Below are 22,295 nucleotides of genomic sequence, written 5' to 3'. Positions count from 1 at the left end.
AGTGGCTGACGCACCGTCGTCGGGGTCGAACGGACGGGCGGACTTCCTCGTCGTCAGCGGGATGAGCGGCGCCGGCCGCTCGACCGCCGCCAACGTCCTCGAGGACCACGGGTGGTACGTCGTCGACAACCTCCCGCCCCAGCTCATCCCGGCGATGGCGGTGCTCGCCGGTCGCGCCCGCGACGAGGGGGCCGGCGACCTGCGCATCGCCGCGGTCGTCGACGTGCGCGCCCGCCCGTTCAGCTCCGAGCTGCGCGAGGGCATCGCCGCGGTGCGCGAGCACGGCTGGCACCCCCAGCTGATGTTCCTCGACGCCACCGACGAGGCCCTCGTCCGCCGCTTCGAGAGCGTCCGCCGGCCGCACCCGCTCCAGGGCGAGGGGCGCCTGCTCGACGGCATCCAGGCCGAGCGTGAGCTCCTGCGCGACCTGCGGGCCGACGCGCACGTCGTCATCGACACCTCCGGCCTCAACGTCCACCAGCTGGCGCGCAAGCTGACCCCGATCGTCGGCAAGAGCGGCGGACCCTCGCTGCGGCTGGCCGTCATGTCCTTCGGCTTCAAGTACGGCGTGCCGCTGGACGCCGACTTCGTCTTCGACATGCGCTTCCTGCCCAACCCGTTCTGGGTGCCCGAGCTGCGCCCGCTGACCGGCGTCGACGCGCCGGTCGCCGAGTACGTGATGTCGCAGGCCGGTGCCACGTCGTTCGTCGACCGCGTCGTCTCCCTCATGGAGCCGGTCACCGCCGGCTACCGGCACGAGGGCCGGCGCTACGCGACGGTCGCCGTCGGCTGCACCGGGGGCAAGCACCGGTCGGTCGCCGTGGCCGAGGCGCTCTCGCGCCGCCTCGGGAGTCCGGACGTCGCGACCTTCGTCGTCCACCGCGACCTGGGGCGCGAGTGAGCGGGCCGGTCGTCACCGCCCTCGGCGGGGGCCACGGGCTGTCGGCGACGCTCACGGCGTTGCGGTTCGTCACCGACGAGATCACCGCCGTCGTCACGGTCGCCGACGACGGCGGGTCGAGCGGGCGGCTGCGCGACGAGTTCGGCGTGCTGCCGCCCGGCGACCTGCGGATGGCCCTCGCCGCCCTGTGCAGCGACACCGAGTGGGGCCACACCTGGCGCGACGTGCTCCAGCACCGGTTCGAGGGGGAGGGCCCCCTCGGCGGGCACGCGCTCGGCAACCTGCTCATCGTCGCGCTCTGGGAGCTGCACGAGGACCCCGTCGCGGGCCTCGACCTCGTCGGGCGCCTGCTCCAGGCCCACGGGCGGGTGCTGCCGATGGCCGCGGTGCCGCTCGCCATCGAGGCCGAGGTCGGCGGGCTCGACCCGCAGGCCCCCGCGACGGTGACGACGGTCCGCGGGCAGGCCCAGGTCGCCCGGACCCGCGGCCGGGTGGAGCGCGTGCGCCTCGTGCCGTCGGACCCGCCTGCCTACCCCGAGTCGGTGGCGGCCATCCGCAGCGCCGACTGGGTCGTGCTCGGCCCCGGCTCGTGGTTCACCTCCGTCATGACCCACCTCCTCGTGCCCGACCTCGAGGAGGCGCTGCGGGTCACGCGGGCCCGTCGCCTCCTCGTGCTCAACCTCGACCCGGGAGCGGGGGAGACGGCCGGCTTCGACGCCGTGCGCCACCTCGAGTCGTTCGCGGCGCTCGCGCCGGGGCTGCGCCTCGACGCGGTGCTCGCCGATCCCGCCGCGGTCGAGGACCACGACGCGCTGGAGGTGGCCGCGGCGCGGCTCGGCGCGCAGCTGCACGTCACCCCCGTCTCGCGCGCGCGGGCCACCGGCGAGCACGACCCGCTCCGGTTCGCGGCCGCCCTGCGGGACATCCTGTACACCCCGCGACCCGGTCACTGACGCGTGGCAGGATGACCCGCTATGGCGATGACGGCGAAGGTGAAGGACGAGCTGAGCAGGCACGTCGTGACCAAGCCCTGTTGCCGCAAGGCCGAGGTCGCGGCGATGCTGCGGTTCGCCGGGGGCCTGCACATCATCGGAGGGCGGATCGTCGTCGAGGCCGAGCTCGACACGGCCAGCGCGGCGCGCCGGCTGCGGCGTGAGCTCGCCGAGGTGTACGGGCACACCCCGGAGGTCCTCGTCCTCGCGGCCGGGGGGCTGCGCAAGGGGAGCCGCTACGTCGTCCGGGTCGTCCAGGACGGCGAGGCGCTGGCCCGGCAGACCGGCCTCATCGACAGCCGCGGCCGCCCGGTCCGCGGGCTGCCCGCCAAGGTCGTCAGCGGCTCCGTCTGCGACGCCGAGGCCGCGTGGCGGGGCGCCTTCCTCGCGCACGGCTCGCTGACCGAGCCCGGGCGCTCCTCCGCCCTCGAGGTCACCTGCCCCGGGCCGGAGGCCGCGCTCGCCCTCGTCGGTGCCGCCCGCCGGCTCGGCATCCAGTCCAAGGCCCGCGAGGTGCGTGGCGTCGACCGCGTCGTCATCCGCGACGGCGACGCCATCGGGGCGATGCTCACCCGCCTCGGGGCGCACGACGCCGTCCTCGCCTGGGAGGAGCGCCGGATCCGGCGCGAGGTCCGGGCCACGGCCAACCGGCTCGCCAACTTCGACGACGCCAACCTGCGTCGTTCGGCCCGGGCGGCGGTCGCGGCCGGGGCGCGCGTCGAGCGGGCCCTGGAGATCCTCGGCGAGGAGGTGCCGGAGCACCTGCGCGAGGCCGGCGAGCTGCGGCTGCAGCACAAGCAGGCCTCGCTGGAGGAGCTCGGCCAGCTCGCCCAGCCGGTCATGACGAAGGACGCGGTCGCGGGGCGCATCCGCCGCCTGCTCGCGATGGCCGACAAGAAGGCGCAGGACGAGGGCATCCCGGACACCGAGGCGGTCCTCACCGCCGACATGCTCGACGGCTGAGAGCGGCCCGGACCGTCTCACGGACGGGCGTGCGTAAACGGTTACTCGCCCGTACCCCGGACACCGTGATGGTGCTCCCGAGTGGGGTCTAGGGTGTGTGGTGGACCACAGGGACGTGGGACCCGCCCCGTCCTCACCCTCCCCATCGGAAGGCAACGCAAGTGACCGTTCGCGTAGGCATCAACGGCTTCGGCCGCATCGGGCGCAACTTCTTCCGCGCGGTGCAGGCGTCCGGCGCCGACATCGAGATCGTCGCCGCCAACGACCTGATGGACAACGCGTCCATCGCGCACCTCCTCAAGTACGACTCGGTCCTCGGCGTCCTCGCCGACGACGTCTCGCACACCGAGGACTCCATCACCGTCGGGGGCAAGACCATCCGCGTCTTCGCCGAGCGCAACCCCGCCGACATCCCCTGGGGTGAGGTCGGCGCCGACGTCGTCATCGAGTCCACCGGCATCTTCACCGACGGCGAGAAGGCCAAGGCCCACATCGCCGGCGGCGCCAAGAAGGTCATCATCTCCGCCCCGGCGAAGAACGAGGACGCCACCTTCGTCATGGGCGTCAACGACGCCGACTACGACCCGGCCAACCACCACGTCATCTCCAACGCCTCGTGCACGACGAACTGCCTCGCGCCGATGGCGAAGGCCCTCAACGACGAGCTCGGCATCGTCAAGGGGCTCATGACCACGGTGCACGCCTACACGCAGGACCAGAACCTGCTCGACGGCCCGCACAAGGACCTGCGTCGTGCCCGCGCCGCCGCCCTGTCGATCATCCCGACGAGCACCGGCGCCGCGAAGGCCATCGGCCTCGTCCTGCCCGAGCTCAAGGGCAAGCTCGACGGCTACGCGCTCCGCGTCCCGACCCCGACCGGCTCCGCCACCGACCTCACCTTCGAGGCCGGCCGCGAGACCACCGTCGAGGAGGTCAACGCGATCGTCAAGAAGGCCGCCGAGGGCGCGCTCAAGGGCTACCTCAAGTACACCGAGGACCCGATCGTCTCCGCCGACATCGTCACCGACCCGAGCTCGTGCATCTTCGACTCGGGCCTGACCAAGGTCATCGGCAACCAGGTCAAGGTCGTCGGCTGGTACGACAACGAGTGGGGCTACTCCAACCGCCTCGTCGACATCACCGCCCTCGTCGGCAAGAGCCTGTGAGCCGGGGGGACCGACCGACCCATGGCTGACATCGCCTCCCTGGGCGACCTGCGCGGCAAGCGCGTCCTCGTCCGGTCAGACCTCAACGTGCCGCTCGACGGCACGACGATCACCGACGACGGCCGCATCCGGGCGTCGGTCCCCACCCTGCGGCAGCTGTCCGAGGCGGGCGCACGCGTCATCGTGTGCGCCCACCTCGGGCGCCCCAAGGGCGCACCGGAGGAGAAGTACTCCCTCCGGCCCGTCGTCGGCCGGCTCTCCGAGCTGCTCGGCCGCGACGTCGTCTTCGCCACCGACACGGTGGGGGAGAGCGCGCGGGCAGCGGTCGACGGGATGGCCGACGGTGACGTCGTCCTCCTCGAGAACCTCCGGTTCAACGCCGGCGAGACCGCGAAGTCCGACGATGACCGCGCCGAGTTCGCCGACGCGCTCGCCGGACTCGCGGACGCGTTCGTCTCCGACGGCTTCGGCGTCGTCCACCGCAAGCAGGCGTCGGTCTACGACGTCGCGACCCGGCTGCCCTCGGCCATGGGCGGGCTCGTCCACGACGAGGTCGAGGTGCTCAAGCGCCTCACCGAGTCGCCCGAGCGCCCCTACGCCGTCGTCCTCGGCGGCGCCAAGGTCGCCGACAAGCTCGCGGTCATCGACAACCTCATGGGCACGGCCGACCGCCTGCTCATCGGCGGCGGGATGCTCTTCACCTTCCTCGCGGCCCAGGGCCACGAGATCGGCACGAGCCTGTTCGACGCCGACAGCGTCGACGCGTGCAAGGGCTACCTCGAGCGCGCGGAGCGCGAGGGCGTCGAGATCGTCCTGCCGGTCGACGTCGTCGTCGGGCGGGAGTTCTCGGCCGACACCGAGGTCGACACGGTCGCCGCGGACGCCATCCCGGCCGACACGATGGGGCTGGACATCGGCCCCGAGTCGGCCCGCCTGTACGCCGAGAAGCTCGCCGACGCGCGCACCGTGTTCTGGAACGGGCCGATGGGCGCGTTCGAGATGGAGCCGTTCGCGGCCGGCACGAAGGCCGTCGCGCAGGCGCTCGTCGACGCGACCGAGGGCGGCGCGCTGACCGTCGTCGGAGGTGGCGACTCCGCCGCCGCCGTGCGACAGCTCGGGTTCTCGGACGACCAGTTCGGCCACATCAGCACCGGCGGCGGCGCCTCCCTCGAGTACCTCGAGGGCAAGGAGCTGCCCGGCATCGCGATCCTCACGAAGGAGCACTGAATGGCCTCCGGCCGCACCCCGCTCATGGCGGGGAACTGGAAGATGAACCTCGACCACCTCCAGGCGACGCACCTCGTGCAGAAGCTCGACTGGACGCTCAAGGACGGCAAGCACGACTTCGGCGCCGTCGAGGTCGTCGTCCTGCCGCCGTTCACCGACATCCGCAGCGTCCAGACGCTCATCGACGGTGACCGGCTCGAGCTCAAGCACGGCGCGCAGGACCTCTCCGCCCACGCCTCCGGGGCGTACACCGGCGAGGTGAGCGGCGCGATGCTCGCGAAGCTGGGCTGCTCGTACGTGGCGGTCGGCCACAGCGAGCGGCGCGAGTACCACGGCGAGACCGACGAGGTCGTCAACAGCAAGGTCAAGGCGGCCTTCGCGGCCGGGCTGACGCCGATCTTCTGCGTCGGCGAGGGCCTGGAGGTCCGCCAGGCCGGCACGCACGTCGAGCACGTTCTCGCGCAGGTCGAGGCCGGCCTGGCGGACGTGCCCGCCGAGCAGGCCCGCACCGTCGTCGTCGCCTACGAGCCCGTGTGGGCCATCGGCACCGGCGAGGTCGCGACCCCCGAGGACGCGCAGGAGGTGTGCGGGGCCATCCGCACCAAGCTCGCCGAGCTGTACTCCGGCGACGTCGCGGACGGCATCCGGGTGCTCTACGGCGGCTCGGTCAAGTCCGGCAACGTCGCGGCGATCATGGGCCAGGACGACGTCGACGGCGCGCTCGTCGGCGGGGCCTCGCTCGAGGCCGGCGAGTTCGCGGCCATCTGCCGTTTCCGCGACCACCGCGGCACCGTCTGACCCGATCCGTGCCGCCGCGCCCCCCGGGGTCGCGGCGGCCGGGCCGGGCAACGGTTATCCTTGTCCGGTTGTCCCCGACCCCCACACCGAAGGATCCCCCGTGGACGCGGTTCGCATCGGCCTCCAGGTCCTCCTGGTCATCGGAGGCCTGTTCCTGACCCTCCTCATCCTGCTCCACAAGGGCAAGGGTGGCGGACTCTCGGACATGTTCGGCGGTGGCATGTCGAGCTCGCTCGGCGGCTCGTCCGTGGCCGAGCGCAACCTCGACCGCATCACCGTCGGGGTGGCGGCCGTGTGGTTCACCTGCGTCGTCGGTCTCGGCGTCCTCGAGCGGTTCGCCTGAGAGGGGCTGGACGATGGCTGGTGGTAACGCGATCCGTGGCTCGCGCGTCGGCGCGGGCCCCATGGGAGAGGCCGAGCGCGGCGAGGCCGCGCCCCGGCGCTACGTCTCCTTCTGGTGCTCCAACGGGCACGAGACGAAGCCCAGCTTCGCCGAGGAGGCCGGCCTGGTCGTCCCCGAGCAGTGGGACTGCCCGCGCTGCGGCTTCCCGGCCGGGCAGGACCGGGACAACCCGCCGGCCCCGCCGAAGGTCGAGCCCTACAAGACGCACCTCGCGTACGTGAAGGAGCGCCGCTCGGACGAGGACGGCCAGGCCATCCTCGATGAGGCCCTCGCGAGCCTGCGCGGCCGCGGCCTCATCCAGTGAGGCACTGACCTCCTCGCACGAACGCACGCGACCCCCGGCCAGCGGCCGGGGGTCGCTGCGTGTTCGGCGTGCTGGCGTTCCCCAGCTCCATACCCCTCCGACCCCTGACACCCAGGGTCAGAGGGGTCGGCCCGCCGCTGTCGTTCGCTCCCGATGCTGACGCACTCATGACGAGCGGTCGCCGAGCAGCTGCTCGTCCCATGTGCTCCGGATGGTGGACCAGACACGATGAACGGCCCTTCATCCGCCGCTCGTCCCGTGTGCTCCGGATGCTGGAGCAGTCATGATGAGCGGTCGGGTGCAACCGCTCATCATGACCGCGCCGAGGGGTGGAGCGAACGACAGCGGCCGCGCGAGTACTGACAACTCGGCCAGGTCCGCGCTCGCTCGAGGTGAAACCCGACCTCGTGGCGGTCGGGTTTCACCTCGAACCGGCAGCGGGGTGGTGCCTCAGCGGCGAGCGGCGCGGGCCAGGTGGCCGACGACGTTCTCGACCCAGTCCTGCTCGCGCTGCATCCACCGCACCGCGACGAGGGTGCGCACGACGACCGGCACCCCGCGGCGCGGCGGCTCGACGGCGAGGTCGGTGCCGAACGGGTCGGTGCTGACGACCCAGCGGTAGCCGGCGCCGACGAGGTGGTCGCCGACCGCCGTCGCCACGACCGTCACGGCCTCGGGCCCCTCGGCCTCGTCACCCCGCGCGAGGGCCGCCGACCACGCCGCGGCGATCGTCGCCAGGTCGGCGGGGTCGATGCCGTGCTCGACGTAGCGCAGGCGGTAGGCCTCGAGCCGCGCCTCCTCCTCGCCGGTCAGCGGGCGCGTCGCGACCTCCTCGACCGGCTCGACGCCGTCGTGGCCACCGGGCCCGTCGTCGGCGACGACCGCGTCGTCGTCGCCGCGGGTGCGCCAGCGGTCGAGGATGCCCACGACGTCAGCCCCGGTCCAGGTCGGCGGCGGCGTCGGTGTCGACGAGCCAGAGCGTCTGCTCGCTGCCGTGGACGTGCGCGGCCGGCGTCTCCTCGAACGGCGACCCGGTGACCCCGCGACGGACGGCGTCCGCCTTGTCGCCACCGGCGACGAGGAACCACACGAGGCGCGAACGCTCGAGGCACTCGCGGGTCAGCGACACCCGGTCCGGCGGCGGCTTGGGGGAGTCGTGCACCGCGACGGCCATCGCATCGGTCGTCCCGGCGGCCGGGTGGTGCGGGAAGAGCGAGGCGATGTGCCCGTCCGGCCCGACCCCGAGCACCATGACGTCGAACGCGCCGTTGCCCGCCGCGTGGATGGCCTCGGCGTAGGCGTGCGCCGACTCCTCGGCCGAGGCCGAGCTGTCCGGCCCGGCGACGCGGTGGACGTGCGCCGGGTCGAGCCCGAGCGTGTCGAGACCGGCCTCGTCGTTCTGGGTGTCGTTGCGGTCGGGGTCACCGGCGGGCAGGTAGCGCTCGTCGCCCCACCAGACGTGGACCCGCGCCCAGTCGACCGCCGCCCGCGCCGGGGTGGCGGCGAGCGAGCGGACGATCTCGGAGCCCATAGAGCCGCCGGTCAGCGACACGTGGGCCACCCCGCGGACGGACTGCGCGTCGACGAGCGCGACGACGAGCCGCGCCGCCGCGGCGTCCGCGAGGGCCTGCTTGGACGGGTGGACGACGACGGTGCTCCCGCTCACGAGCGACGCTCCTTGACCTCGGCGAGCTTGGCCGCCGCGGCGGCCTTGACGGTCTCGGTGTCCGCGCCGTCCTCGGGCATCGGGCGCTTCTCGACCATCGCCGAGCTGCCGGCCACGCGAGCGGCCCGGCGCAGGCGCTGGGTCGTGCGCTCGGCCTCGGCCGGCGACGGGGCCGCCCCGGCCTTGACCGCCTCGCTCGCGGTGCGGCGTGCGCTCGTCAGCGTCGGGAAGCCCTTGGTGAGGGCGTCCTCGTAGACCTCGTCGGGGTCGAGCCGGCGCAGCTCGTCGGCCAGGCACTCGGCGTCCGAGCGGTGCGGCAGCGCGAGGGTGCGGTCCGGCTGGCCGACCTGGCGCAGCATCGACGTGCTGCCGTCCTCCGGACGGACCAGGTCGACGGTGCCGCTCTTGCGCTCGAGACGGACCGAGATGATGCCCGAGCCGCTCTTGGAGCGGGCGAGCGACACGGGGCAGCGCAGCCTGCTCGCCAGCCATCCGGCGAGCAGCTCGCCCGACGGGCTGTCCGGGGCCGCGACGACGAGCGCCTCGGTGACCGGCTCGAACGGCGGCTGGTCGAGGGCAGCGGTGAGCAGCCCGCGCCACAGCGTGATGCGTGACCAGGCGAGGTCGGTGTCGCCGGGCGCGTACGACTTCGCGAGCCGCTTGAGGACCGTCTTCGGCGGCCCCTGCGTCCGGGCCGCGTCGGTGATGCGGCGCTGGGCCATCTCGCCGATCGGGTCCTTCGAGGGGTCCTTCGGGGCCTCGGCCGGCCACCACGCCACGATCGGCGAGTCGGCGAGCAGGAGCGGAGTGACGACGGCGCGGCCGTGGCTCGCGAGCCGGCCGTACAGCCGGAGCACGACGACCTCGGACGCGCCGGCGTCGCCGCCCACGCGGATCTGGCCGTCGAGGCGGGCGGCGCCGCGGCGGTTGCTCCCGACGACGACGATGATCCGGCAGGGGTGCTGCCGGCTCGCGTCGTTGGCGACCTCGATGGCCTCCTCGGCCTCCGCCTCGTCGACGACGACGACGAGGGTGAGGACGCGGGAGAGCGCCATCGCGCCGGTGTCGGAGCGCAGGGCGACGAGCTTCTTGGAGACCGCCGCGGTCGAGGTGTTGGGCAGGTCGACGATCACGGCAGCCTCCACTCGCGTCCGTCACGGTGCATCAGCTCGTCGGCCGACGCGGGGCCCCAGCCACCCGAGGCGTACTGCTCGGGGGCCTTGCCCTTCGTCGCCCAGAACTTCTCGATGGGGTCGAGGATCTGCCACGAGAGCTCGACCTCCTCGTGCCGCGGGAAGAGCGGCGGCTCGCCGAGGAGCACGTCGAGGATGAGCCGCTCGTAGGCCTCGGGGGAGGACTCGGTGAACGCCCGGCCGTAGCCGAAGTCCATCGTCACGTCGCGCACCTCCATCTGCGAGCCGGGCACCTTGGCGCCGAACCGCAGGGTGACGCCCTCGTCGGGCTGGACCCGGATGACGATGGCGTTCTGCCCGAGCTCCTCGGTGGCGGTGTGCGTGAACGGCAGGTGCGGTGCCTGCTTGAAGACGACCGCGATCTCCGTGACGCGCTTGCCGAGCCGCTTGCCGGTGCGCAGGTAGAACGGCACGCCGGCCCAGCGGCGGGTGTCGACCTCGAGGCGCACGGCGGCGTAGGTCTCGGTGGCGGAGCCGTCGGCGACGCCGTCCTCGTCGAGGTAGCCGACGACCTCCTCGCCTCCCTGCCAGCCGCGGGCGTACTGCCCGCGCGCCGTGCCGGACGCGAGGTCGTGGGGGATGCGCACCGCCGAGAGAACCTTCTCCTTCTCGAGGCGCAGCCCGTGCGCGTCGAACGACACCGGCTCCTCCATCGCCGTCAGGGCCATGAGCTGGAGCAGGTGGTTCTGGATGACGTCGCGCGCCGCGCCGATGCCGTCGTAGTACCCGGCGCGGCCGCCGATGCCGATGTCCTCGGCCATCGTGATCTGCACGTGGTCGACGTAGTTCGCGTTCCACACCGGCTCGAACATCTGGTTCGCGAAGCGCAGTGCCAGGAGGTTCTGGACCGTCTCCTTGCCGAGGTAGTGGTCGATCCGGAAGACCGAGTCGGCCGGGAAGACGTTCTCGACGATGTCGTTGAGCTCGCGGGCGGAGGCGAGGTCGTGCCCGAACGGCTTCTCGATGACGACCCGGCGCCACGACCCGCTCTGCGGGGTCGAGAGGCCGGAGCGCTCGAGCTGCTCGCAGACGGTCGCGAACGACCCCGGGGGGATCGAGAGGTAGAACGCGTGGTTGCCGCCGGTGCCGCGCTGCTCGTCGAGCTCGGCGACGGTCTCGGCGAGGAGGTCGAACGCGGCGTCGTCGTCGAAGCTGCCCGGGACGAACCGGATGCCCTCGGCGAGGGTGCGCCACACCTCCTCGCGGAAGGGGGTGCGGGCGCGCTCCTTGACCGACTCGTAGACGATCTTCCCGAAGTCCTGGTCCTCCCAGTCGCGGCGGGCGAACCCGACGAGCGAGAAGCCGGGCGGCAGGAGACCGCGGTTGGCGAGGTCGTAGATCGCCGGCATGAGCTTCTTGCGGGCGAGGTCACCGGTGACACCGAAGAGCACCATCGAGCACGGGCCCGCGATCCGGGGCAGACGCTTGTCGCGCGGGTCCCGCAGCGGGTTCTGCTCGGCCGTGACGCGGGCCGGGCTCATGCGCCCCGTCCCAGGGCCGCGCGGACCCGGGCCAGCCCGGCGTCGTGCTCGGTCAGGTGCAGGCGCAGCACGGGCCGGCCGTGCTCGGCGAGGACCTTCGCGTCACCGGCCGCCTGCGCGGCGATGAACTGGCCGAAGGTGAAGTCCCGCCCGGGCACCTCGAGGTCCTGGGCCGGGTCGGCCGTGACCTGCACGTACACCCCGGTCGCGGGCCCGCCCTTGTGGTACTGGCCGGTGGAGTGCAGGAAGCGCGGGCCCCAGCCGAAGGTCACCGGGCGTCCGGTGCGCTCGAACAGGTCGCGCGCGACCTGCTCGAAGTCGGCGTCGGCCTCGCGGTCGAGGTAGGCCATGACGGCGACGTACCCGTGCTCGGCGTCGAGGGCGGCGAGGAGCGCGTCGACGGCGGCGTCGACCGAGCCGGCGTCGCCGAGCCAGTCGCCACCTAGCGCGCGGACCTCCACGGCCCCGTCGGTGAAGGCGGGGTCGTCCCCGGCGCCGATGCCCGCGTCGAGCATCTCGCGGGCCGCGGCCTTGGCGCTCTCGACGTCGGGCTGGTCGAACGGGTTGATGCCGAGCAGCCGACCGGCGACGGCGGTCGCGGCCTCCCACAGGAGCATCTGCGCCCCGAGGCGACCGGCGACCGTGACGACCGAGTCGCCGTCCGCGCCGTCGTCGTCGGAGTCGGTGGCCACGAGCCGGACGACCGTGCCGTCGGCGTAGAGGTGCGCCGGCTCGGTGCCGATCGCGACGACCGGGAGGATGCCGGTGCCCTCCTTGCCGGTGGACTCGGCGATGAGCTGCTCGGCCCAGGCCGGGAAGCCGACGTTCTCGGTGCCGGCGTCGACGAGGACGAGCTTGTCGCGCAGCGGCTCGGTGCCGGCCATCGCGGCGCCCAGGCGCAGCGCCGGGTTCGCCTCGTCGTCGGCGGCGAGCAGGTCGGCGACGAGCTCGGCGTCGTCGAGGAGGGCCTCGACGTCGGCCCCGGCGAGACCGGACGGGACGAGCCCGAACGCGGTGAGCGCCGAGTAGCGGCCGCCCACGGCCGGGTCGGCGTTGACGACGCGGAACCCCGCCTCGCGCGCCTGCCCGTCGAGCGGGCTGCCCGGGTCGGTGACGACGACCATCCGCGTCGTCGGGTCGATGCCCGCCTCGCGGTAGGCGGCCTCGAACGCGCGTCGCTGGCTGTCGGTCTCGACGGTCGACCCGGACTTGCTGGAGACGACGACGACCGTGCGGTCGAGGTCGGTCAGCGCGCCGCGCACGACGTCGGGGTCGGAGGAGTCGAGGACGACAAGGGGGACCCCGGCCGTGCCGCAGATGACCTCCGGCGCGAGCGAGGACCCGCCCATCCCGCAGAGGACGACGCGGTCGTAGCCCGCCTCCTGCAGCTCCGACCGGATCGCGGCGATCTCGCCGACGAGCGGGCGCGAGCTGCGGGGAAGGCCGGTCCAGGAGAGGCGCTTGGAGGCCTCGTCCTGCGCGGCCTCGCCCCACAGGGTGTCGTCCTGCGCGAAGAGCCGGCTCGCCACCCGGTCGGCGACGAGCTGCGGGACGTGCCGCGCGACGGCGTCGGCGGCGGCCCCGGTGGCGGAGACGTCGATCGTGCTCACGCGGCGGCCTTCTCGAGCTCGCTCTGGACGCGGTCGAGGAGCTCGGCCCACGACTTCTCGAACTTCTCGACGCCCTCGCGCTCCAGGAGGTCGACGACCTCGGAGTACGAGATGCCGAGGCGCTCGAGCCCGTCGAGGACCGCCGTGGCCTCGGCGTAGGAGCCGGTGACGGTGTCGCCGGTCACCTCGCCGTGGTCGGCGGTGGCGTCGAGCGTCTTCTCCGGCATCGTGTTGACGGTGCCGGGCGCGACGAGCTCGGTGACGTACATCGTGTCCGGGTAGGTAGGGTCCTTGACACCGGTCGAGGCCCAGAGCGGACGCTGCGGGTGCGCACCGGCCGCCTCGAGCGAGGCCCAGCGCGGGGTCGAGAAGACCTCCTCGTAGGCCTGGTAGGCCAGGCGGGCGTTGGCCAGGCCGGCCTTGCCGCGCAGGGCCTTCGCCTCGTCCGTCCCGATGGCGTCGAGGCGCTTGTCGATCTCGCCGTCGACGCGGCTGACGAAGAACGACGCGACGGAGCGGATCTGCGAGAGGTCCTTGCCCTTCTCGCGGGCCTGCTCGAGACCGGTGAGGAAGGCGTTCATCACGGCGCGGTAGCGGTCGAGGCTGAAGATCAGCGTGACGTTGACCGAGATGCCCTCGGCGAGCACCTGCGAGATGGCCGGCAGGCCCTCGAGCGTCGCCGGGATCTTGATGAGGACGTTGGGCTGGTCGACCGCGTCGCGCAGCGCCTTGGCCTCCTGCACGGTCTTCGCGGTGTCGTGCGCGGAGCGCGGGTCGACCTCGATCGAGACGCGGCCGTCCTCGCCGTCCGTCCGCTCGAACACGGGCATGAAGATCTCGCAGGCGTCGTGGACGTCGCGGGTCGTCAGCGAGAAGACGGTCTCGTCGACGCTGCGCCCGTCACGGGCGAGCTCGGCGACCTGCTCGTCGTAGGCGTGGCCCTCGGCGAGGGCGGCCTGGAAGATCGACGGGTTGGTCGTCACGCCGACGACCCCGTGGTCGTCGATCATCTCCTGGAGGTTCCCCGAGGAGATGCGGTCGCGGGAGAGGTCGTCCAGCCAGACGGACACGCCGTTCGCGGCGAGGTCCTGGAGGGGCTTCGGTGTGGTCATGCGGCTCTCACTTCCCTGCCGAGGCCTTCTGGCTCGGCGTCTTCGTGTTGCCGGCAGCGCGGGAGGACTTCGCCCGCGGAGCGGTGTCGGTGACGGCGGGGACACCGGTGGCCGTGCGCGCCGCCTTGAGCGAGTCCTTCGCGGCCTTGGCGACCGCCTCGGGCGTGAACCCGAACTCGCGGAACAGCGTCCCGGCGTCGGCCGAGGCCCCGAAGTGCTCGAGGCTGACGCAGCGGCCGGCGTCCCCGACGAGGTCGTGCCATCCCATGGCGACACCCGCCTCGACGCTGACGCGGGCCTTGACCTCGGGGGGCAGGACCTTGCTCTGGTAGGAGCGCGGCTGCTCCTCGAACCATTCCCGGCACGGCATGGAGACCACGCGGGTGCGGGTGCCGGAGCGCTCCAGGCGCTCGCGCGCGGCGAGGGCCAGGCTCACCTCGGAGCCCGTCGCGATGAGGATGACCTCGGGCGCCTCGTCGCCGTTCGTGCCACCGTCGACGAGCACGTACGCACCCTTGCGGACGCCGCTCGCCTTCGCGTGCGTCGTGCGGTCGATGGTCGGCAGGTTCTGGCGCGACAGGGCGAGACCGGCGGTGCGGCGGCGGCGGAGGATCTCGGCCCACGCCTCGGCGGTCTCGTTGGCGTCGGCCGGGCGGACGACGTCGAGCTGCGGGATGGCGCGGAGCGACGCGATGTGCTCGACCGGCTGGTGGGTCGGGCCGTCCTCACCGAGACCGATGGAGTCGTGCGTCCACACGAAGGTCACCGGCAGCTGCTGCAGGGCGGCGAGACGGACCGCGGGCCGCATGTAGTCGGAGAAGACGAGGAAGGTGCCGCCGTACGGGCGGGTCATCCCCTCGAGCGCGATCCCGTTGAGGATCATGCCCATCCCGTTCTCGCGGATGCCGAAGTGCAGCGTGCGGCCGTAGGGGCCGCCCTTCCACTCGGCGGTCTGGCGGCTCGTCGGGATGAACGAGTCGGCGCCGGCCATCGTCGTGTTGTTGGACTCGGCGAGGTCGGCCGACCCGCCCCAGAGCTCGGGCAGGACGTCGGCGAGGGCGCCGAGGACCTTGCCGGAGGCGGCGCGGGTGGCGAGGCCCTTCTCGTCGGCCTCGAAGACCGGGAGGGCCTTGGCGAAGTCCTTCGGGAGCTCGCCGGCGACGAGCCGGTCGAGGAGGGCGGCGCGGTCGGGGTTGGCCTTCCGCCACGCCTTGTAGCCCTTGTCCCACTCGCGGTGGGCGGCCTTGCCGCGCTTCTTGACCTCGCGGGCGTGGGCGAGGACCTCGCGCTCGGCGGGGAAGGACTTCTTCGGGTCGAAGCCGAGGATCTCCTTGGTGGCCGCGACCTCGTCGTCGCCGAGGGCGGAGCCGTGGGCCTTGCCGGTGCCGCGCGCCGACGGGGCGGGCCACGCGATGACGGTGTGCAGGCGGACCAGGGTGGGGCGCTTGCCCTTCCGGCTCTTCTCGAGCGCGGCGAGGAGGGCGTCGACGTCCTCGGTGTACTCCGGCGTGCCGGCCGGGTCGTCGGACTGGCGCCAGTCGACGTCGACGACGTCCCAGCCGTAGGCCTCGAAGCGCTTGGCGACGTCCTCGCTGAACGAGATGTCGGTGTCGTCCTCGATGGAGATCTGGTTGGCGTCGTAGACGACGGTGAGGTTGGCGAGCTCCTGGTGGCCGGCGAGCGAGCAGGCCTCGGCCGACACGCCCTCCATGAGGTCGCCGTCGGAGGCGAGCACCCACACGTGGTGGTCGAACGGGCTCTGGCCGGGCTTGGCGTCGGGGTCGAGCAGGCCGCGCTGGCGGCGCTGGGCCATCGCCATGCCGACGGCCGAGGCGAGGCCGGAGCCGAGCGGGCCGGTGGTGATCTCGATGCCCTTGGTGTGGTGGACCTCGGGGTGGCCGGGGGTCAGCGAGTCCCAGGTGCGCAGCGCCTTGAGGTCGGACAGCTCGAGGCCGTAGCCCGACAGGTAGAGCTGCACGTACTGCGTGAGCGACGAGTGGCCGCACGAGAGCACGAAGCGGTCGCGGCCGAGCCACGAGGCGTCGGACGGGTCGTGGTTCATCACCTGCTGGTAGAGCAGGTAGGCCACGGGCGCGAGGCTCATCGCGGTGCCGGGGTGGCCGTTGCCCTTGTGCTGGACGGCGTCGGCGGCGAGGATGCGGGCGGTGTCGACGGCGCGGACGTCGAGGTCCGACCACTTCGCCTTGCGGGCCACCGGCTTCGAGAGCTCGGGGGAGCGGCCGGCGACGGGGGACGCGGAACGGGGACGGGCGGTGGGGCTCAAGGGGTTCCTCTCTCGCGGGGACGTGCTCGTGACGTCGCCACCGGCGGTGAGGGCGCCGTGTGACGCAACTGGCAACCACCCTAGCCCTGCGTGAGGGGGTGACGACCGGGGGCGTCACGGGTGGTTCCCACGGGCGGATAGAATCGCCGGGCACGCTTCCGGCCGACCCGAAGGACGACGTGGCCACCACCCCCGTGACGACCGCTCCCGCGGCGGTCTCCGCCCGCCGCGGTCCGCGACGCGTCGGGGCCTTCGTGGCGCTCACCAAGCCGCGCATCATCGAGCTGCTGCTCGTGACGACCGTGCCCGTGATGTTCCTCGCCGAGCGCGGGGTGCCGTCGCTGTGGCTCGTCGTCGCGACGCTGGCCGGTGGCATCCTCAGCGCCGGCGCCGCGAACACCTTCAACTCGGTCTACGACCGCGACATCGACCGGCTGATGCACCGCACGAGCAGCCGGCCGATGGTCACCGGCGAGGTCACCGTCCGCGAGGCGATGCTCTTCGGCGGGGTCCTCACGGTGGCGTCCACGGTGTGGTTCGCGCTCGTCGTCAACGTCCTCTCGGCCGCGCTGTCGCTGCTGGCCATCGCCCTCTACGCCGTCGGCTACACGATGCTCCTCAAGCGGCGCACGTCGCAGAACATCGTCTGGGGCGGGATCGCCGGCTGCATGCCGACGCTCATCGGCTGGTCCGCGGTCACCGGCTCGGTCGGCTGGCCGGCGCTCGTCCTCTTCCTCGTCATCTTCTTCTGGACGCCGCCGCACTACTGGCCGCTCTCGATGGCCTTCCGTGACGACTACGCCTCGGCCGAGGTGCCGATGCTCCCCGTCGAGAAGGGGCCGGTCACGGTCGGCCGCCAGATCGTCGCCTACTCCTGGGTCATGGTCGCGGTCTCGCTCGCGCTCGTGCCGGTGGCGTCGATGGGCTGGCTCTACACGGTCGTGGCCGTCGCGTCCGGTGCGCTCTTCGTCGCCGAGGCCCACCGCCTCCTGGGCGCCGCGCGGCGCGGGGTCACGGGCCTGGCGCTCAAGCCGATGCGGCTCTTCCACTACTCGATCACGTACGTCACCGTCGTGTTCCTCGCGGTGGCCGTCGACCCGCTGCTCCACCTGCCGCTGCGCTGACCCCCGCGGGCAGGTCACGGCCGGCGCGGTAGGGCCCGACCCAGACCGCGAGCGACACGAGGGCGTGCAGCGCGGTCATCGCGACGATCGTCTCGTGGACGCCGAGCGTGCTGCCGAGCCATCCGGCGACGAGCCCCGCGAGCGGCATCGTGCCGAAGTTGAGCACCGACGAGGCCGACATGGTCCGGCCGAGCAGCGTCGGCGGGGTCCAGCGCTGACGGAACGCCGACCGGACGACGTTGGCCCCGACGACCCCGACCCCGACGAGGGCGACGCCGAGGGGCACGAGCGCCACGGCGACGCCGGGGCCGGCGAGCGGCACGAGCAGGGCGGTCGGTCCCCCCACGACCTGGAGCCACCGCATCGCCCGCGCGGTGCCGACGCGGCGCGCGAGGGGCGTGGCGACGGCCGCGCCGACGAGACCGCCGACGCTGCCGGCGGCCACGAGGAGGCCGACGGTGCCGGGCGCGACACCGAGGTCGCGGACGAGGAAGAGGACGAGCAGCGCCCCGTAGCCGGTCAGCGCGAAGTTCGAGGCCGCGCCCTGCAGGGTGAAGAAGCGCAGGTACCGGTCGCGCACGACCACCCCCACGCCGTCGGCGATCTCGCGCCGCAGCGGCTCGCGGGCCGGACGCTCCGGCGGGGGGCGGAGCGCGGCGGGGTCCATCCGCCACAGGCAGGCCGCCGACACGAGGAAGCCCGCGACGTCCGCGACGACGGCGGTCGCGGCCCCGACGAGCTGGACGAGCAGGCCGCCGACGCCCGGCCCGGCGACCTGCATCGCGGACTCGGTGCCGTAGAGGCGGCCGTTGGCGGCATCGAGGTCGTCGGCCCGGACGACACGGGGCACGAAGGCGCCGTAGGCCGTCCGGAAGAACACGGCGCACGTGCCGTTCGCGAGCACCGCCGCGAGCAGGTGCGGGAGGTCGAGCACCCCGAGCAGGGCCGCGACGGGGATGGAGCCGACGGCGGCCGCCGCGACGAGGTCGGCGACGAGCATCACCCGGCGCGGGTCGAGCCGGTCCACCCAGGCGCCGGCGGGCAGGCCGACGAGGAGCCAGGGCAGCCAGGCGGCGGCCGTGAGCAGCCCCATCCAGCCGGGCCCGGCGTCGAAGGTCGTCACCGCGAGGAGCGGGACGACCACCGTGGTGGTCATCGCGCCGAGGACGCTGACGCCCTCGCCGGCCCAGAAGAGACGGAAGTTCCGGCTGCGGCGCAGGGGTGGTGGCTCGGTCGCGGCGCGGACGGCCCCCGTCATGGACGGCACGGGAACCCCCGGGCGACGACGAGGACCGGCTCGCGCTCGACGCCGTCGTCCGGGACCTCGCGGTCGGCCCAGCGGCGGTAGAGGGCGATGGTCTCCTCGGCGACCTGCCGGAGCTCGGCGGGGGAGAGGCGCAGCCAGTTCTGGTTGGCGAACGCCGCGTCCTCCCAGGCGGGGTCGGCGTCGCGGTCGGCCAGCCACGTGGTGATGCGCTCGACCTGGCGGCGCAGCTGGAGGGCCTCCGCCTCGCGGGCCGCGGTGGCGGCGGCCGGGTCGTCGGCGAGCTCGGCGCTGCTCCACCGGGTGCCGGCGGAGACCAGGCGCCACCACCGCTCGCGGCGGTCGCGCGCCAGCTCGGGGGCCTCCTCGACGAGGCCGGCCCGGGCGAGCACCTTGAGGTGGTGGCTCGCGTTGCCGACGGCCTGGCCGGTGCGGGCCGCGAGCATCGAGGCGGTGCCGGGGCCGTCGACCTTGAGCGAGTCCATCATCCGGGAGCGGAAGGGGTGGGCGAGCGCCGCGAGGGGGGCGGCGTCGCGCAGCGTGCGGATCTCGGGTCGGGTCATGCCGTCGACGGTAGACCCACAATATGTGTTGTGCAATGGGTCTTGTGGATATCGGTACGACGGGACATCCACCTGAGGTACCTCAGGCCCCGAGTCGCGCCGCCGATCCGGGAGGACGCCCCATGTGCCGCCCTGCCTCAGCGCCCGACGGTGGAGGGGTCGGCGGCACCCGGCCGCCGGCACCGAGAGGAGACCACCGTGAACACCTCCGCCGACCCGCTCTTCGTCCGCGCCGAGCTCGAGTACCGCCTCGAGCGGTGGGGGAGCACCCGCATCGTGTCGACCCCGGACCGCGGAGCACCGGACCACCCGGTGCGCCGGCTCGCCGAGCGCCTGCGCCGCCGGGCGTCGCGGCCGGTGCTCGCGCCGGGTCGCCCCCGCCACCCGTGACGGGTGCCATGATCGGCACCGTGCCCACCCGTCCGAGCGCCGTCCTCGTCGGCCGTGACCCCGAGCTGGGCCGACTGCGGGAGGCCCTCGGCGGACCGGGGGACGGTGGGGCGGTCCTCCTCGGCGGCGACGCCGGCATCGGGAAGAGCGCCGTGGTCGCCCGCCTCGTCGACGAGACCACGACCCGGCGGGTCCTCCTCGGCCACTGCGTGGGTGACGTCGGGACCCTGCCGTACCTGCCCTTCGTCGAGATGCTGGCCGCCCTCGACGGGCGCGAGCGAGACCTCGTCGACGAGCTCGTCGAGGCGCACCCCGGCCTCGTCCCGCTCGTGCCCCGGCTCTCCGCCTCGGCGAGGGAGACGGCCCGCGCCGACCTGGTGGAGGCCGTCCACGCGGTGCTGGGCGTCCTCGGACGCGAGGGCGGCGCGCTCGTCGTCGTCGAGGACGCGCACTGGGCCGACGAGTCCACCCGTGAGCTGCTGACCCTGCTCTTCACGCGCGGTGCGCCCGAGGGCGTCTCGCTGGTCGTCACCTACCGCAGCGACGACGTGCACCGCCGGCACCCGCTCGCCCCGGCGCTCGCCGTCTGGTCGCGGCTGCCGCGCCTGGCCCGCCTCGAGCTCGGGCGACTGCCCGACGACGCCGTGCGCCGGATCGTCCGCAGCGCCGCGGCGCTGCCCGACCCGCTCGTCGACGGGGTGACCGCCCGCGCCGAGGGCAACGCCTTCCTCGCCGAGGAGCTGGCCGTCGCGGCGGCCGACGGCTCGGCGCCCGAGCTCGGCCGGCTCCTCCTCGGGCGGGTCGAGCGGCTCGACGACGACGCGCAGGCCGTCGTCCGGGTGGCCGCCGTGGTCGGCCGGCGCGTGCCGCACGCCCTGCTCGAGCGGGTCGCCGACGTGCCGCCCCCGACGTTGCGCTCGGCCCTGCGACAGGCGGTCGAGCACCACGTGCTCGAGCCGTGGGGGGAGCTCGGCTACGAGTTCCGGCACGCCCTCCTGGCCGAGGCGGTGTCCGAGGACCTGCTGCCGACCGAGCGCCTCCAGCTGCACCGCGCCTGCGTCGAGGCCCTGCGCGAGGACGAGCGGCTCGGTGCGGCGGCGGACCTCGCGCGCCACGCCCTCGCGGCCGGCGACCGCGCCACCGCCCTGCACGCCTCGGCCCGGGCCGGGGACACCGCCCGCCGGATGGGTGGACCGGCCGAGGCGCTGGGTCACTACGAGACCGCGCTGGGGCTCACCGACGACCCCGAGGTCGTGCACGACCTCACCCTGCGGGCCGCGGCCGCCGCCAACGGGGCCGGACGCGCCGGCCGTGCCGTCGCGCTGCTGCGGGCCCGGCTGGCGGACGCCGAGGGGGCGCCGCGCGAGCGGGCCGAGCTGCTCGCGGCCCTCGCGTACGCCGCACGGCTGACGGAGGAGCGCGTCGACCGGCTGACCGTCACGGCCGAGGCGCTCTCGCTCCTCGACACCGACGCCCCCGTGGCCCTGCGCGTGTCGGTCCTGACCCGTCGCGCCGACGCGCTGACCGACGCCGGGCTGGTCGAGGAGGCGCTCGCCGTCGCCGACGAGGCGATGGGCCTCGCCGTCGAGCACGGACTCCACGCCGACCGCGTCGACCTCAGCTCGAACCTCGCCTGGCTCGCCCAGGCCGCGGGCGACCCCGACGGGTCGGTCCGGCGCCTCCAGGGGGTCGTCGAGGGCTGGCGGGACACCCCGGACCTCGCGTTCCTCCGGGCGCTGCACATCCTCGCCGTCGTGCACCACCGGCAGAGCGACCTCCCCGCGGCGCTCGCCGGCTTCGAGCGCGTCGTCGACGAGGCGCGCCGCGCGGGCCTCGCGGCCTCGGTCTACTCGGTCGACGCGCTCGCCCTCGCGATCACCGTCGCGTTCGAGCTCGGTCGGTGGGACCACGCGCTGGAGCTCGCGGAGCGGGGCCGTGTCGGCGCGTCGCCGTCGGCGCGCGCCAGCATCGACGCGGCGGTGGGCTACGTCCACGCCGCGCGTGGGGAGCCCGACGTCGAGGCCACCCTCGCGGCCGGGCGCCCGTTCTGGCCGGACGACTCCCGCATCCCGGTGCAGGCCGGCGTCGCGGCGCTCGACGTGCTGGGGCGCTGCGGCGTGCTCGACCGCGTCCTGGCGCTGCGCGCCGAGCTCGTGACCTCGCTGCGCGCGGCGTGGTCGGTCGAGCACGCACCGGTGGAGGTCCGTCTGGCCGCCCTCGTCGTGGGGCACCTGGCGAGCGCCGCGTCGACGGCCTCGGCGGCGACCCGCGGGCGGCTCCTCGACGAGGGGGAGCGGCTCGCCGCGGAGGCGGCCCTCGTCTGGCCGGAGGGCTCGCCCGGACCCGAGCTGGAGGGGCGGATGTGGCTGGCGCGGCTCGCCGCGGAGCGGCTGCGGCTGCGGCGCGCCGCAGGTGAGCCGGTCGAGGCCGAGACCCTCGTGACGGCCTGGGAGGACGCCGTGACCCTGGCCGAGGAGCGAGGAGACCCCTACGAGAGCGCCCGGGCCCGCCTGCGGCTGGGGGAGGTGCTCCTGTCGACCGGGGACCGCCGGGCGGACGGGGTGCTCGAGAACGTCCGGGTGGTCGCCGTGTCGCTCGGGGCGGCGCCGCTGCTCACCGCGCTCGACACCCTGGCCACCGACCGTGGTCCCGCCCAGGGGCTCACGGCGCGCGAGCACGAGGTGCTCGCGCTGCTCGCGCTCGGGCGGTCCAACGGGGAGGTCGGGCGCGAGCTGTTCATCACGACGAAGACGGCGAGCGTGCACGTGTCGAACATCCTCGCCAAGCTCGGGGCGGCGAGCCGCGGCGAGGCCGTGGCGGTCGCTCGCAGCACCGGCCTCCTGGACCCCTGAGC

20 protein-coding genes are annotated in these 22,295 nt (G+C 74.0%); 11 read left to right on the top strand and 9 right to left on the bottom strand.

Annotation, left to right across the window (positions count from 1 at the left end):
• Window positions 1-61: 61 nt before the first annotated feature.
• The 8 genes from rapZ (at window position 62) to J3473_RS03090 (ending at window position 6,754) form a co-directional block, all read left to right on the top strand.
• A complete protein-coding gene (rapZ, locus tag J3473_RS03125; protein WP_084696779.1) occupies window positions 62-901 on the top strand; it encodes an RNase adapter RapZ in 840 nt (279 codons plus the stop codon).
• A complete protein-coding gene (gene yvcK, locus J3473_RS03120) occupies window positions 898-1,854 on the top strand; it encodes a uridine diphosphate-N-acetylglucosamine-binding protein YvcK (RefSeq protein ID WP_207021844.1) in 957 nt (318 codons plus the stop codon). The genes rapZ and yvcK overlap by 4 nt, the downstream gene beginning before the upstream one ends.
• Before the next feature lie 21 nt (window positions 1,855-1,875).
• Window positions 1,876-2,856 (top strand): DNA-binding protein WhiA, encoded by a 981-nt coding sequence (whiA, locus tag J3473_RS03115; RefSeq protein ID WP_030528387.1) that lies wholly within the window; start codon window positions 1,876-1,878, stop codon window positions 2,854-2,856.
• A 161-nt stretch (window positions 2,857-3,017) separates the two neighbouring features.
• Window positions 3,018-4,022, top strand: coding sequence for a type I glyceraldehyde-3-phosphate dehydrogenase (gene gap / locus J3473_RS03110; RefSeq protein WP_030528388.1), 1,005 nt, complete (start codon window positions 3,018-3,020; stop codon window positions 4,020-4,022).
• A 21-nt stretch (window positions 4,023-4,043) separates the two neighbouring features.
• On the top strand, window positions 4,044-5,249 hold the full coding sequence (gene pgk, locus J3473_RS03105) for a phosphoglycerate kinase (protein ID WP_207021843.1): 1,206 nt from the start codon (window positions 4,044-4,046) through the stop codon (window positions 5,247-5,249).
• Entirely contained in the window at window positions 5,250-6,047 is a 798-nt protein-coding gene (gene tpiA, locus J3473_RS03100) for a triose-phosphate isomerase (protein ID WP_207021842.1), read from the top strand.
• Between the two features lie 100 nt (window positions 6,048-6,147).
• Window positions 6,148-6,390 (top strand): preprotein translocase subunit SecG, encoded by a 243-nt coding sequence (gene secG / locus J3473_RS03095; RefSeq protein WP_030528391.1) that lies wholly within the window; start codon window positions 6,148-6,150, stop codon window positions 6,388-6,390.
• Window positions 6,391-6,403: 13 nt separating this feature from the next.
• A complete protein-coding gene (locus J3473_RS03090; RefSeq protein ID WP_084696763.1) occupies window positions 6,404-6,754 on the top strand; it encodes an RNA polymerase-binding protein RbpA in 351 nt (116 codons plus the stop codon).
• A gap of 450 nt (window positions 6,755-7,204) precedes the next feature.
• On the opposite strand, the gene J3473_RS03085 is transcribed toward J3473_RS03090, so the two are convergent.
• From J3473_RS03085 to tkt, 7 genes are read right to left on the bottom strand one after another with little or no spacing between them, the layout of a single operon-like run.
• On the bottom strand, window positions 7,205-7,681 hold the full coding sequence (locus J3473_RS03085) for a hypothetical protein (protein WP_207021841.1): 477 nt from the start codon (window positions 7,679-7,681) through the stop codon (window positions 7,205-7,207).
• A gap of 4 nt (window positions 7,682-7,685) precedes the next feature.
• Window positions 7,686-8,420 carry a 6-phosphogluconolactonase gene (gene pgl / locus J3473_RS19430; protein ID WP_030528394.1) on the bottom strand — a complete coding sequence of 245 codons (735 nt, stop codon included), beginning with the start codon at window positions 8,418-8,420 and terminating at the stop codon, window positions 7,686-7,688.
• Window positions 8,417-9,553: a glucose-6-phosphate dehydrogenase assembly protein OpcA gene (opcA, locus tag J3473_RS19425; RefSeq protein ID WP_030528395.1), complete on the bottom strand. Its 1,137-nt coding sequence runs from the start codon at window positions 9,551-9,553 to the stop codon at window positions 8,417-8,419. Before opcA ends, pgl begins: the two co-directional genes overlap by 4 nt.
• Window positions 9,550-11,094, bottom strand: coding sequence for a glucose-6-phosphate dehydrogenase (gene zwf / locus J3473_RS03075; protein ID WP_207021839.1), 1,545 nt, complete (start codon window positions 11,092-11,094; stop codon window positions 9,550-9,552). Before zwf ends, opcA begins: the two co-directional genes overlap by 4 nt.
• Window positions 11,091-12,704: a glucose-6-phosphate isomerase gene (locus tag J3473_RS03070; RefSeq protein WP_207021838.1), complete on the bottom strand. Its 1,614-nt coding sequence runs from the start codon at window positions 12,702-12,704 to the stop codon at window positions 11,091-11,093. The genes zwf and J3473_RS03070 overlap by 4 nt, the downstream gene beginning before the upstream one ends.
• Window positions 12,701-13,816, bottom strand: coding sequence for a transaldolase (gene tal, locus J3473_RS03065; RefSeq protein ID WP_207021837.1), 1,116 nt, complete (start codon window positions 13,814-13,816; stop codon window positions 12,701-12,703). The genes J3473_RS03070 and tal overlap by 4 nt, the downstream gene beginning before the upstream one ends.
• A 7-nt stretch (window positions 13,817-13,823) precedes the next feature.
• Window positions 13,824-16,100: a transketolase gene (tkt, locus tag J3473_RS03060; protein WP_207021836.1), complete on the bottom strand. Its 2,277-nt coding sequence runs from the start codon at window positions 16,098-16,100 to the stop codon at window positions 13,824-13,826.
• A gap of 194 nt (window positions 16,101-16,294) precedes the next feature.
• On the opposite strand from tkt, the gene J3473_RS03055 reads away from it, so the two are divergent.
• Complete coding sequence (locus J3473_RS03055; protein WP_207021986.1) at window positions 16,295-17,224, top strand: heme o synthase; 930 nt, start codon at window positions 16,295-16,297, stop codon at window positions 17,222-17,224.
• Here the strand turns inward: J3473_RS03055 and J3473_RS03050 are convergent.
• Both J3473_RS03050 and J3473_RS03045 read right to left on the bottom strand, forming a co-directional pair.
• On the bottom strand, window positions 17,166-18,482 hold the full coding sequence (locus J3473_RS03050; protein WP_207021835.1) for an MFS transporter: 1,317 nt from the start codon (window positions 18,480-18,482) through the stop codon (window positions 17,166-17,168). The genes J3473_RS03055 and J3473_RS03050 overlap by 59 nt on opposite strands.
• Complete coding sequence (locus J3473_RS03045) at window positions 18,479-19,051, bottom strand: helix-turn-helix transcriptional regulator (RefSeq protein ID WP_030528402.1); 573 nt, start codon at window positions 19,049-19,051, stop codon at window positions 18,479-18,481. Before J3473_RS03045 ends, J3473_RS03050 begins: the two co-directional genes overlap by 4 nt.
• 198 nt (window positions 19,052-19,249) lie before the next feature.
• Between J3473_RS03045 and J3473_RS03040 the strand changes: the two genes are divergently transcribed.
• Window positions 19,250-19,441 (top strand): hypothetical protein, encoded by a 192-nt coding sequence (locus J3473_RS03040; protein WP_207021834.1) that lies wholly within the window; start codon window positions 19,250-19,252, stop codon window positions 19,439-19,441.
• 20 nt (window positions 19,442-19,461) lie between these two features.
• Complete coding sequence (locus tag J3473_RS19700; protein ID WP_207021833.1) at window positions 19,462-22,293, top strand: LuxR family transcriptional regulator; 2,832 nt, start codon at window positions 19,462-19,464, stop codon at window positions 22,291-22,293.
• The last annotated feature ends 2 nt before the right edge of the window (window positions 22,294-22,295 follow it).

It is taken from the genome of Phycicoccus sp. DTK01 (assembly GCF_017312765.1).
Lineage (GTDB): Bacteria > Actinomycetota > Actinomycetes > Actinomycetales > Dermatophilaceae > Phycicoccus > Phycicoccus jejuensis.
Note: the sequence above shows the minus strand (reverse complement) of the source record. Positions and strands in the feature narration are given on the sequence as shown.